12 protein-coding genes and 1 riboswitch are annotated in these 12,044 nt (G+C 69.8%); of the genes, 6 read left to right on the forward strand and 6 right to left on the reverse strand.

Going from position 1 to position 12,044, the window contains the following annotated elements:
- Nucleotides 1-2: 2 nt before the first annotated feature.
- Nucleotides 3-503: an SsrA-binding protein SmpB gene (gene smpB, locus ACLNEE_RS07650; RefSeq protein ID WP_412006953.1), complete on the reverse strand. Its 501-nt coding sequence runs from the start codon at nt 501-503 to the stop codon at nt 3-5.
- Between the two features lie 67 nt (nt 504-570).
- Between smpB and ruvB the strand changes: the two genes are divergently transcribed.
- The 6 genes from ruvB (at nt 571) to thiC (ending at nt 6,329) form a co-directional block, all read left to right on the forward strand.
- Entirely contained in the window at nt 571-1,674 is a 1,104-nt protein-coding gene (ruvB, locus tag ACLNEE_RS07655) for a Holliday junction branch migration DNA helicase RuvB (protein WP_411423256.1), read from the forward strand.
- Nucleotides 1,675-1,706: 32 nt separating this feature from the next.
- Complete coding sequence (locus ACLNEE_RS07660; RefSeq protein WP_412006954.1) at nt 1,707-2,555, forward strand: tetratricopeptide repeat protein; 849 nt, start codon at nt 1,707-1,709, stop codon at nt 2,553-2,555.
- Between the two features lie 33 nt (nt 2,556-2,588).
- Nucleotides 2,589-3,842, forward strand: a complete 1,254-nt coding sequence (locus ACLNEE_RS07665) for an amidohydrolase (protein WP_411423254.1) — start codon at nt 2,589-2,591, stop codon at nt 3,840-3,842.
- Nucleotides 3,839-4,072, forward strand: coding sequence for a DUF3188 domain-containing protein (locus tag ACLNEE_RS07670; protein WP_411423253.1), 234 nt, complete (start codon nt 3,839-3,841; stop codon nt 4,070-4,072). The genes ACLNEE_RS07665 and ACLNEE_RS07670 overlap by 4 nt, the downstream gene beginning before the upstream one ends.
- Nucleotides 4,069-4,692 (forward strand): HEAT repeat domain-containing protein, encoded by a 624-nt coding sequence (locus tag ACLNEE_RS07675; protein ID WP_411423252.1) that lies wholly within the window; start codon nt 4,069-4,071, stop codon nt 4,690-4,692. Before ACLNEE_RS07670 ends, ACLNEE_RS07675 begins: the two co-directional genes overlap by 4 nt.
- A 57-nt stretch (nt 4,693-4,749) precedes the next feature.
- A riboswitch (TPP riboswitch) is annotated at nt 4,750-4,867 on the forward strand.
- Nucleotides 4,868-4,946: 79 nt separating this feature from the next.
- Entirely contained in the window at nt 4,947-6,329 is a 1,383-nt protein-coding gene (gene thiC / locus ACLNEE_RS07680) for a phosphomethylpyrimidine synthase ThiC (RefSeq protein WP_411423251.1), read from the forward strand.
- A 35-nt stretch (nt 6,330-6,364) separates the two neighbouring features.
- Here thiC and ACLNEE_RS07685 read toward each other — a convergent pair whose 3' ends face one another.
- The 5 genes from ACLNEE_RS07685 to acpP form a co-directional block, all read right to left on the reverse strand.
- A complete protein-coding gene (locus tag ACLNEE_RS07685; protein WP_411423250.1) occupies nt 6,365-6,946 on the reverse strand; it encodes a WbuC family cupin fold metalloprotein in 582 nt (193 codons plus the stop codon).
- A gap of 24 nt (nt 6,947-6,970) precedes the next feature.
- Nucleotides 6,971-8,116 (reverse strand): PQQ-dependent sugar dehydrogenase, encoded by a 1,146-nt coding sequence (locus ACLNEE_RS07690; protein ID WP_411423258.1) that lies wholly within the window; start codon nt 8,114-8,116, stop codon nt 6,971-6,973.
- A gap of 282 nt (nt 8,117-8,398) precedes the next feature.
- Nucleotides 8,399-10,423, reverse strand: coding sequence for a transketolase (gene tkt / locus ACLNEE_RS07695; RefSeq protein WP_411423257.1), 2,025 nt, complete (start codon nt 10,421-10,423; stop codon nt 8,399-8,401).
- A gap of 77 nt (nt 10,424-10,500) precedes the next feature.
- Nucleotides 10,501-11,757: a beta-ketoacyl-ACP synthase II gene (gene fabF, locus ACLNEE_RS07700; RefSeq protein WP_411423249.1), complete on the reverse strand. Its 1,257-nt coding sequence runs from the start codon at nt 11,755-11,757 to the stop codon at nt 10,501-10,503.
- 8 nt (nt 11,758-11,765) lie between these two features.
- Nucleotides 11,766-12,008, reverse strand: coding sequence for an acyl carrier protein (acpP, locus tag ACLNEE_RS07705; RefSeq protein WP_411423248.1), 243 nt, complete (start codon nt 12,006-12,008; stop codon nt 11,766-11,768).
- Nucleotides 12,009-12,044: the final 36 nt, after the last annotated feature.

Here is a 12,044-nt window from a genome sequence, read left to right on the forward strand (position 1 = left end):
GCCTAGATCCGGGCGATGGCGGCGCGGGTCTCCTTGGCCTCCTGCTTGCGGCGTTCCTCCTGGCGCTTGTCGTGGAGTTTGCGCCCCTTGGCCAGCCCGAGGGTCACCTTGATCCAGGACCCCTTGAGGTGCAGGTTGAGGGGCACCAGGGTCAGGCCCTTCTGGTCGAGGGCGCCGCGCAGCTTGTCGATCTCCCGGCGGTGGGCGAGCAGCTTGCGGACCCGCAGCGGGTCATGGTTGAAGTAGGCGCCCGCGTGGCTGTGGGGAGCGATGTGCACGTTGTGCAGCTGCAGTTCCCCGTTGCGGATCAGGCAGAAACCGTCCCGGAGGTTCACCTGACCGGCGCGGATCGACTTCACCTCGGTGCCCAGCAGCTCGATGCCGGTCTCGAGGGTGTCAAGGATCTCGTACTGATGCCGGGCCAGGCGGTTGTCGGCCAGCAGGCGGTTCGCGGCATCCCGCCGGGCCCGGGCGGCGGCCTTCTTTGCTCCGCCTTTCGCCATCGCGTCCTGCCCTGCGTCCCGTTGGCTTGCATCCCCGACCCTAGGCAGGGGCCGGTACCCTCCATCCATGGCGATCGTCTCCTCGGCCTCTTCCGCCCCAGGTGGCCGTCCGCGGGCCAGGCCGGCGCAGGGGCGACCGGCCGATCCGGGCCCCCTGGAGACGCTCCCGGGGGAGCAGCGCCTGGTGGATCCCGCGGTCGCGGCCAGCGACGGGGACAGCCCGCTGCAGCGGGAGGACGGGCTGCGGCCGCGGCGGCTGGCCGACTACATCGGCCAGGGGGAGCTCAAGCAGGTGCTGGGCATCGCCGTGGAGGCCACCCGTGGCCGCGGCGAAGCCCTCGACCACGTGCTGCTCTACGGGCCGCCGGGCCTCGGCAAGACCACCATGGCCCTCGTGCTGGCCGAGGAACTCGGGGTGCGCTGCCGCATCACCAGCGCACCGGCCCTGGAGCGCCCCCGTGACATCGTCGGCCTGCTGGTGAATCTCCAGCCCAATGAACTGCTGTTCATCGACGAGATCCACCGTCTCAACCGGGTGGCCGAAGAACTCCTCTACCCGGCGATGGAAGACTTCCGCCTGGATCTGACCGTGGGGAAGGGCACGACGGCCCGCACCCGCAGCCTGCCGATCGCCCCCTTCACCCTTGTGGGGGCCACCACCCGCGCCGGTGCCCTCAGTTCGCCGCTGCGGGACCGGTTCGGCCTGATCCAGCGGCTGGAGTTCTATGGCCTCGACGATCTGCAGGCCATCGTGCAGCGGGCCGCCGGCCTGCTCCAGGTCGCCCTCGACGCCGAGGCGGCCCTGGAGGTCGCCCGCCGGTGCCGTGGCACCCCACGGATCGCCAACCGCCTGCTGCGCCGGGTGCGCGATGTGGCGGCCGTCGGCGGCCACGGGCGTGTCTCCGCCGCTCTGGTGCAGGAGGCGCTCAGCCTCCACCGCGTCGATGCCCGGGGGCTCGACGCCCATGACCGTCGTCTGCTGACGCTGATGCTCGAGAGCTACGGCGGCGGCCCGGTCGGGCTCGACACGCTGGCGGCCGGACTCGGGGAGGATCCCGCCACCCTGGAGGCGGTGGTGGAGCCCTACCTCCTGCAGCAGGGCCTGCTGCAGCGCACCCCCCGGGGCCGGGTTCTGACCGATGCCGGTCGGGCTCACCTGGCGGCGGCGTGAGCAGGTCGATGGGCGTTCCGGCCATGGGGTGCATGCGCGCTCTGGGGTGCATCAGGGCCGGGGGGTGGTTGGCGGGCTGGCGTCGCACGCATCTGCTGGTGCTGGCGGCGGCGACCGCGCTCCTGCTGGGCCTTGCCTCAGTGGCTGCCGTGCCCCCTGCCCTGGCCCTGGAGCCGCCCCTCGCCCACCAGCGGCTGTTCGAGCAGGCCCTGGCGACCAGCCGGGAGGGGCGCTTCGCCGAAGCCCTGCCCCTCTGGGACCGGGTGGTGGCCCTGGCCCCGGAGGACGCCGCCGCCTGGAGCAACCGCGGCAATGTGCGGCTGGCCCTGGGCGATCCCGAGGGGGCGATCGCCGACCAGACCCGTGCGGCGACCCTGGATCCAGCCAGTCCGGATCCCCATCTGAACCGCGGTACGGCGGAGGAAGCCCTGGGCCGCTGGGAGGCGGCGGAGGCTGACTACCGCTGGATCCTCGAGCGCGACCCCGCCGAGGCCTCGGCGCTCTACAACCTCGGCAACGTGCTGGGGTCCCGCGGGGACTGGCGGGCTGCCCGGGCCAGTTTCGAGGCGGCGGCCGAAGCCAGGCCTGGCTTCGCCATGGCCCGTGCCAGTGCCGCCCTGGCCGCCTTCCAGCTGGGTGACCTGGAGACGGCCGAGCGGGCTCTGCGCGCCCTGATCCGCCGCTACCCACTCTTCGCCGATGCCCGGGCGGGCCTCACCGCCCTGCTCTGGCGAGAGGGGGCCCGGGGTGAGGCCGAGAGCCACTGGGCGGCGGCCTCGGGCCTCGATCCCCGTTACCGCCAGGGAGAATGGTTGCGGCAGACGCGGCGCTGGCCCCCCGATCCGGTCGAGGCTCTGCAGCAGTTCCTGGCCCTCTCCTGACCGGCCCCGCCGGCCGTCGTTTCCCTGATGCGCATGAACACCAGCCCCGCTCCGACCAACGCTCCGGTTGCCGGGCCCAGCTGGCAGTCATTGGCTCTGGAGCCCGAGCTGGCGGCGGTGCTGCCCGAACTGATCCAGTTGCGCCGCCATCTTCACCGCCATCCGGAACTGAGTGGCCATGAGCAGCAGACGGCCGCCCTGGTGGCGGGGGAGCTGCGCCGTTGGGGCTGGCAGGTGCGGGAGGGCGTGGGTCGCACCGGCGTGGTCGCCGAACTGGGGTCCTCCGCCGGGCCGGAGGGTGAGCCGCTTCCTGTGGTGGGCCTGCGGGTCGACATGGATGCCTTGCCGGTGGAGGAGCGCACCGGTCTCGACTACGCCTCCACGGTGCAGGGGTTGATGCATGCCTGTGGGCACGACCTGCACACCGCCGTGGGGCTGGGCGTGGCGCGCCTGCTGGCGGCCGTGGTGCAGCGGCAGCCCCAGCTGCTGCGCGGCCGCGTGCGGTTGCTGTTTCAGCCGGCCGAGGAGACGGCCCAGGGGGCGGCCTGGATGAAGCTGGATGGGGCCACCGCGGGGCTTGACGCCCTGTTCGGCGTGCATGTGTTTCCGAGCATCCCGGTGGGGAGCATCGGGGTGCGCAGCGGCAGCCTCACCGCGGCGGCGGGCGAACTGGAGGTGGAAGTGCTGGGCGAGGGCGGCCATGGCGCCCGACCCCACCAGAGCACCGATGCGATCTGGATCGCGGCCCGGGTGGTCAGCGGCCTGCAGGAGGCGATCAGCCGACGCCTCGATGCGCTGCATCCGGTGGTGGTGAGTTTCGGGCGCATCGAAGGGGGCAGGGCCTTCAACGTGATCGCCGATCACGTGCGCCTGCTCGGCACCGTCCGCTGCCTCGACAATGACGTGCATGCCCAGCTGCCGGCCTGGATCGAGGAGACCGTCCACGCCCTCTGTCAGGGCCATGGCGGTGAAGCCCGGGTCCGCTACCGCTGCATCTCACCGCCGGTGCACAACGATCCCGCCCTCACCGAGCTGGTGGCGCAGGCCGGTGCCGAGCTGCTGGGCCCCGATCGGGTGCAGTGGCTCGAGCAGCCTTCGCTGGGGGCGGAGGACTTCGCCGAACTGCTCGATGGCCTGCGCGGCACCATGTTCCGCCTGGGGGTGGCCGGCCCCCAGGGCTGCAGCCCGCTCCACAGCAACACCTTCGCGCCGGATGAGGGGGCGCTGGCGGTCGGCATCCGGGTCCTGACCCTCAGCCTGCTGCGCTGGATGGATCGGCCGCGATGAGGCAGCGCTTCTGGCTGAAGGGGTTGCTGGCGCTGTCCGCGCCCCTGCTGCTGGCGATGGCCCTGGTCGTGGCGGTGCACCGTCAGGGCCACGACCGCCTGCCGGTGCTGCCGGCGCTGGTGATCGGGGTGGGCCTGCTGGCCACGAGCGTCAACAACCGGCGCCGCCGCAGGCGGCGTCTGCTCGAGGCGCTGCGGCAGGTTGGGCCATCCGCCAGGCTGGAGGAATGACCAACCCTTCCGACGTCCCGGCCGAGCTGGAGGCCCTGCGCGCCGCCATCGCCTCCGGCGATCCGTCCCGTTCGATGCCAGCCCTGGCCGGATTGCGGGAGATCCCCGCGGAACAGGCGGTGCCGCTGCTGCTGCTGGGCCTCGAGCAGTCGGCCTTCATGGTGCGCTCGCTCAGCTGTGCCGGTCTCGGGGTGAAGCAGAGCGAGGCGGGCTGGACCGCCCTGCTGGACGCCCTGAAGCATGACGAGGATGCCAACGTGCGCGCCGAGGCGGCCAATTCGCTGGTGAGCTATGGCCTGGAGCGGGCCTGGCCGGTGGTGCTGGAGGCCTTTCGCCGCGATGCGCAGTGGCTGCTGCGCTGCAGTGTGCTGGCGGCGGTGGCGGACCATCCGGCCGCAAGACCGGCCGATCTGCTGGAACTGGCCCGGCTGGCCCTCACCGATGCGGATGGCACGGTGCGCGTCGGCGGGGCCGAGATCCTGACCCGGCTGGCCCGGGCAGCCGCCTCGCCCTCGGGGGACAGGGCCGTCGCCGAGGAGGCGCGCACCCTGCTGCAGAGCCTCCAGCAGGACGGGGATCACCGGGTGGTGGCCGCGGCGCTGAACGGCCTGCAGGCCTGAGCCTGCCTGCCTGCCCGTGCCATGGCAGGCAGGCTCAGGCCGGTCTTGCTAGGTTTTCAGCGTCACTAGGGGTGCCCGTTCCCGTGCCGTCCAGGCACGTGTTCCATGGGCTGAGATCACACCCTCCGAACCTGATCCGGGTCATGCCGGCGCAGGGAAGTGAGAACGAACTCCAGCTGCGCCCCGAATCCGTCTGTGCCCGATGCAGGCATCGGGCACAGACGGATCCCCCCCCACCATCGCCTGACTCCCTCATGCGCAGCGCCTGGATCGAGAAGCGTCGTGGTCACGCCAATGTGAGCCAGATGCACTACGCCCGCCAGGGCCTGGTTACCGAGGAGATGGCCTTTGTGGCCCAACGGGAGAACCTGCCCGAGTCGCTGGTGATGGAGGAGGTGGCGCGGGGCCGCATGATCATCCCGGCCAACATCAACCACACCAACCTTGAGCCGATGGCGATCGGCATCGCCAGCCGCTGCAAGGTGAACGCCAACATCGGTGCCTCGCCCAACGCCTCCGACCTCGATGAGGAGGTGGCCAAGCTGCGCCTGGCGGTGAAATATGGCGCCGACACGGTGATGGATCTCTCCACCGGTGGCGTCAACCTCGATGAGGTGCGCACGGCGATCATCAAGGCCTCGCCGGTGCCGATCGGCACGGTGCCCGTGTATCAGGCGCTTGAGAGCGTGCATGGCTCGATCGAGAAGCTCGACGCCGACGACTTCCTGCACATCATCGAGAAGCACTGCCAGCAGGGGGTCGACTACCAGACGATCCACGCCGGTCTGCTGATCGAGCATCTGCCCCTGGTGAAGGGCCGCCTCACCGGCATCGTCAGCCGCGGCGGCGGCATCCTGGCCCAGTGGATGCTGTACCACCACAAACAGAACCCGCTTTACACCCATTTCGATGACATCATCGAAATCTTCAAGCGCTACGACTGCAGCTTCTCCCTGGGCGATTCGCTGCGGCCGGGCTGCCAGCACGACGCCTCCGACGCCGCCCAGCTGGCTGAGCTCAAAACCCTGGGCCAGCTCACCCGCCGCGCCTGGCAGCACGACATCCAGGTGATGGTGGAGGGTCCGGGCCACGTGCCGATGGACCAGATCGAGTTCAACGTCAAAAAGCAGATGGAGGAGTGCAGCGAGGCGCCCTTCTATGTGCTTGGCCCCCTGGTGACCGACATCGCCCCCGGCTACGACCACATCACCAGCGCCATTGGCGCGGCGATGGCGGGGTGGTACGGCACGGCCATGCTCTGCTACGTGACCCCGAAGGAGCACCTGGGCCTGCCCAACGCCGAAGACGTGCGCGAGGGCCTGATCGCCTACAAGATCGCCGCCCACGCCGCCGACATTGCCCGTCACCGCCCGGGGGCCCGCGACCGCGACGATGAGCTGAGCCGGGCCCGCTATGCCTTCGACTGGAACAAGCAGTTCGAGCTGAGCCTCGATCCGGAGCGGGCCCGCGAGTACCACGACGAAACCCTGCCGGCGGACATCTACAAGCAGGCCGAGTTCTGCTCGATGTGCGGTCCCAAGCACTGCCCGATGCAGACGAAGATCACGGATGCGGATCTCGAGGGTCTGGCCGAGGTGCTGGAGCAGCAGAAGGCCGTCAATCCAGTGTCGGTGTAAGCGCTCCCCCTGGGCCCCACGGCCGGCCTGCACCTTCAGCCCTTTGAGGCTTCGGCGGGCTCAAACAGGTTCCGCCAGCGGCGTTCCTGGAGCACTGCATCCGGTGTGCCCTCGGCGGGAAACCGGGTCAGGAACTCCTTGTCGGTGGCGGGCTCATAGGGCCCCTGCTTGAGTTCGAGCATCACCGTGTCCGGGAGGAGGGCCACCAGGGTGTGGAACTGGCCCTCGGCCAGCTCGATCCCCTTCAGCGGACCGTTGGCCTCCAGTCGCTCGATGCGGCTCACCTCTCCGGCCCTGTTCAGAACCAGCAGGCCGATGGCCCCCTGGAGCACCACGAAGCACTCGAAACCGCTGCCGGGTTCGTCCCGACAGTGTCGGTGCGGGCGCACGTAGGTGCCGGGCTGCAGGGCATTCAGAAACCGCTGCACCTTGTCAGGCAACCGGTGCAGGTTGTGGTGGCGGCGCAGACGGGCCTCCCGGCGCGCCTCCCCACTGAGCCGATCGAGCAGGGTCTGATCGATCCGTTGCAGGGGCGGACGGGGCTCCGGCGACCGGGGGACCTGGGGCGAGGTTTCCGGAGGCACAGCGGAGGGCAGGGGTGCTGACGGCCATTCCACCAGCTCACAGACGGGATGGTGCGCTCAACTGGCCGGGCGGATGCGCAGCAGACGGCCCCGGGGCTCATCGGTGAGCACATACAGCTCCCCATCGGGACCCTGCCGCACATCCCGCACCCGGGCCCCCACCGGCAGCACCGACTCGGTGATCACCTCACCCGCCGCGTTCAGCTGCAGCCGGCGCACCCCCCGGGCCACGAGCCCGCCCGCGAACAGGTCGCCGCGCCATGCCGGTATCCGATCCCCCTGCAGCACCGCCAGACCGGAGGGGGCGATGGTGTCCATCCACACCCGCCGCGGTGAGACGTACCCCGGCGCTGCCGTGACCGGTGCCACCGGCAGGCCGGTGCTGTACTCCCGGCTGTGGGAGACGACAGGCCAGCCATGGTTGCCCCCAGGTTTCAGCCGGTTGAGCTCGTCGCCGCCGCGCGAACCGTGCTCCGTGGCCCAGACCCGCCCGTGCACCGGGTCGTAGGCCATCCCCTGGATGTTGCGGTGGCCAAGGCTCCACACCGCCGGATCGGTGGCCTGCACGCCGGCACGCTCCCCGGCCCTCCCACCTGCGAAGGGGTTGTCCGGGGGAATGGAGCCGTCGTCGCGCAGCCGGATCACCTTGCCCAGGTGGCTGGCGGGGTGCTGGGCCTGCAGGCGGATCCAGGCGCCATCGAGGCTCAGCGGCGGGTTGCCGCCATCCCCGATCGACACCAGCAGGGTCTCGTCGGGCAGCCAGAGCAGCCGTGAGCCGAAGTGCTGACCGCCCGGCTTGCTGCGGTTCACCGCGAAGATCACCTGCCAGTCGCGCAGACGGCGGCCGTCGAACCGGGCCCGGGCCACGCGGGTGCGGTTCGACTCCTGGGTGCCGTGGGCATAGCTGAAGTACACCCAGCCGGTCTCCGCGAAGCGCGGATGCACCGCGATGTCGAGGAGTCCGCCCTGGCTGGAGGCGAACAGCTGGTCTGCCACCACATCCGCCGCCACCGGGGCCAGGCCGGCCACCGGCTCGGGATCAAGCTGCCCATCCCGAACGATCCGCAGCCGGCCCGGCCGTTCGGTGATCAGCAGATCGCCGTTGGGCAGCCAGGCCATCCCCCAGGGGTGCTCCAGCCCCTCCACCTCCGGGTTCAGCGTCACCCGTTCCACGGGGAGGCGCCCCGCCTCAGGGCTGAGCAGGCTGGCCCGGCTGCCGCTGCCGCTGATGCCGGAAGGGTTGTCGCTGCCTGGTGCCGAATCTCCGGTCAGGGCCGAGCACTGCGGCAGCACCGAGGCGAACAGCGCCACGGCCAGGCCATCGATCGCCAGCGTGATCCAGGGCTGCGGCTGAAGGCGGAACCGGCGAAGGAGGAAGCGCACGCGTCCTGGGAGTGGCCATCCCAGTCTGCGCGGAACGACAAAAGCCCCGCCGTAGGGCGGGGCTTGCAGTAGGGGGCTTGGAGCGCGCCGCCGGTACGGGGCTCAGCCCAGTGCCTTGGCCTTGGCCACCACGTTGTCCACCGTGAAGCCGAACTGCTCCATGCAGACCGGACCGGGGGCCGAGGCACCGAAGCGGTCGATCGAGACGCTGTCGCCCTCGAAGCCGGTGTACTTGTGCCAGCCGAAGGAGCTGGAGGCCTCCACCACCAGCCGCTTGCGCACCGTGCTGGGCAGAACGCTCTCGCGGTAGGCGGCGTCCTGCTCCTCGAACAGCTCGACGCAGGGCATCGACACCACCCGCACGTTCTTGCCCTCGGCCCGCAGCTGGGCCGCGGCCTTCACGCACAGATCCAGTTCGGTGCCGGTGCCGATCAGGATCAGGTCGGGGCTGCCGTTGCTGTCCTCGAGGATGTAGCCCCCGCGGGCCACGGCGGCGGCGGTGGAATTCGCCTGGTTCGCCATCGCCTGACGGCTGAGGATGAGGGCCGTGGGGCGCGTCCGGTTGGTGATCGCCACCTGGTAGGCACCGCTGGTCTCATTGCCGTCGCCCGGGCGGATCACCAGCAGGTTGGGAAGGGCCCGCAGGCTGGCCAGGGTCTCGATCGGCTGGTGGGTGGGGCCGTCCTCACCCAGACCGATCGAATCGTGGGTGAGCACGTAGATCACACCGATCTCGCTCAGGGCGGAGAGGCGGATCGCCCCCAGGGCATAGCCGGCGAACACCGCAAAGGTGCCGCCGTAGGGAATCAGGCCGCTGGCGTGGTACGCGAGACCGTTGAGGATGGCGGCCATGGCGTGCTCCCGCACACCGAAGTGCAGGTAGCGGTTGGCCTCGGCACCCTTCTGGAAGCCCTTCTCCCCCTTGATGTCGGTGAGGTTGGAGTGGGTGAGGTCGGCGGAACCACCGATCAGCTCGGGCAGGTTGGGGCCGATCGCGTTGAGGCAGTTGTAGGAGTGCTGGCGGGTGGCCAGGCCCTTGTCCTCAGGGGTGTAGCTGGGGAGGTTGGCATCCCAGCCCTGGGGCAGTTCCCCCCGCAGCTGGCGCTCGAACTGGGCCGCCTCGGCCGGATACTTGGCGCGGTAGTCGGCCAGGGTGTTGTTCCAGGCGGCCTCGGCAGCGGCACCGCGGCTCAGGGCCTGACGCCAGTGGTCGTAGGACTCCTGGGGCACTTCGAAGGGGCCGTAGCTCCAGGCGAGGTTCTTGCGGGTGAGTTCGGCCTCGTCGGCTCCCAGGGCGGCGCCGTGAACGCCGGCGGTGTTGGCCTTGTTGGGTGAGCCGTAGCCGATCGTGGTGGTGACCTTGATCATCGAGGGCCGGTCGGTCACGGCCTTGGCTGCCTCGATCGCCCGGGCGATGGCGGCCACGTCGGTGTTGCCGTCAGGCACGTGGATGGTGTGCCAGCCGTAGGCCTCGTAGCGCTTCAGCACATCCTCGGTGAAGGACACCTCGGTGTTGCCGTCGATGGTGATGTGGTTGTCGTCGTAGAGGGCGATCAGCTTGCCCAGACCCAGGTGACCGGCGAGGGAGGCCGCCTCACCGCTGATGCCTTCCTGATGGCAGCCATCGCCCATGATCACGTAGGTGTGGTGATCGACGACGGTGCAGTCGGGCCTGTTGAACTTCGCCGCCAGATGGGCTTCGGCCATGGCCAGTCCCACGGCGTTGGCGATCCCCTGACCCAGGGGCCCGGTGGTCACCTCGACGCCGGCGGTCTCGAAGGTCTCGGGGTGGCCGGGGGTCTTGGATCCCCACTGCCGGAACTGCTTGAGGTCCTCGAGGGTCACCGAGTCGTAGCCGGTGAGGTGCAGCAGGGCGTACAGCAGCATGCAGCCGTGGCCCGCCGAGAGCACGAAGCGGTCGCGGTTGAACCACTTGGGGTTCTTGGGGTTGTGCTTGAGCGTCTTGTCCCACAGGGCGAAGGCCATGGGGGCGCAGCCCATGGGGAGCCCGGGGTGACCCGAGTTCGACTTGTTGATCGCATCGACGGCCAGGAAGCGGATGCTGTTGATGCAGAGCGTTTCCAGCTGGCTGGCGGAAGACGTGGAGGCGGTTGGGGTGGCGACCATCGGGGGACTAGGGATAGGGGTGGGTCGGGGTGTACGCAACAGGCAAGGCCGGACTGTCGAGCTAACGGGTCATCAGCTCATGCACCGGAACTCAGGCGCTGGAAGGCCAGACAGACGTTGTGGCCACCGAATCCGAAGGAGTTGGAGAGCACCACATCGAGTTTCTGTTCCCGGGCCTGGTTGGGCACGACATCCAGATCACAGGCCGGATCCGGATTTTGGTAATTGATCGTAGGGGGAACGATGCCGTGCTCCATGGCCAGCACCGCCGCCACGGCCTCGATGCCGCCGCTGCCTCCGAGCAGATGGCCGGTCATCGACTTGGTGGAGCTCACCGGGATGGCGTGGGCCCGGGCACCGAGAGCGCTCTTGATCGCGGAGGTCTCGTTGCTGTCGTTGGCTGGGGTGCTGGTGCCGTGGGCGTTGACGTAGTCCACGGCGTCGGCGTCGAGCCTGGCATCCAGCAGGGCCTGGCGCATGGCTTCGGCGCCGCCGACACCCCCCGGGGACGGGGAGGTGATGTGGTGGGCATCGCAGGTCATGCCGTACCCCACCACCTCGGCGAGGATCCGGGCTCCCCTGGCCTCGGCGTGGCTGAGGCTCTCCAGCACGAGCACGCCCGCGCCCTCGCCGATCACGAAGCCGTTCCGCTCCGCATCGAAGGGACGGCTGGCCGTGGCCGGATCGTCGTTGCGGAAGGACAGGGCCTTGGCGCTGGCAAAGCCGGCGACGCCCAGCGGGGTGATCGCGGACTCGGCCCCCCCGCAGACCATCGCATCGGCCAGACCGAGCTGAATCAGTCGGTAGGCATCCCCGATGGCGTTGGATCCCGCCGCGCAGGCGGTGGCCACGGCCGTGCTCGGTCCCTTGGCACCAAGGGCGATCGCCGTCAGGCCGGTGGCCATGTTGGGGATCATCATCGGCACGCAGAAGGGGCTGACCCGATCCGGTCCCCGGTCGGCCAGCACGTGGGCCTGGGTTTCCATCATCAGCAGGCCGCCCACGCCGGAGCCGATCGCCGTGCCGACCCGGTGCTGGTTGCTTTCATCAATGGTCAGGCCGGCATGCCCGACGGCCTGCTTGGCGGCGACCACGGCGAACTGGCAGAAGCGGTCCCAGCGCTTCGCCTCCTTGGGCTCCAGCCATCCGCTGGGATCGAACTGCTTGACCTCAGCGGCGAAGCGGCAGGCATGGCGGCTGGCGTCGAACAGGGTGATCCCCGTGACGCCATTGCGACCACTGCACAGACCCTCCCAGTAGCTGGAAACGTCATTGCCGATCGGAGTGACCGCGCCGAGGCCGGTGATGACGACGCGCTGCAGACCCTGGACCATGGAGCGGTTCAGGCCTGCTTGTCCTGGATGTACTTCACGGCATCGCCCACGGTGGTGATGCCTTCGGCGGCCTCGTCGGGAATCTCGATGTCGAAGGCTTCCTCCAGGGCCATCACCAGTTCCACCGTGTCGAGGGAGTCAGCGCCCAGGTCGTTCTGGAAGTTGGACTCGGTCTTCACCTCGGCCGCGTCGACGCTGAGCTGCTCGGCAACGATGGAGCGCACTTTCTCGAAGATCGCTTCCTGGGACATGGCCGCTGTGAGAGTCGATGCACTCTACGGGTCGCC

The organism is Aphanothece stagnina RSMan2012, assembly GCF_046764815.1.
In the GTDB taxonomy this organism is placed as follows: Bacteria; Cyanobacteriota; Cyanobacteriia; order PCC-6307; family Cyanobiaceae; genus NIES-981.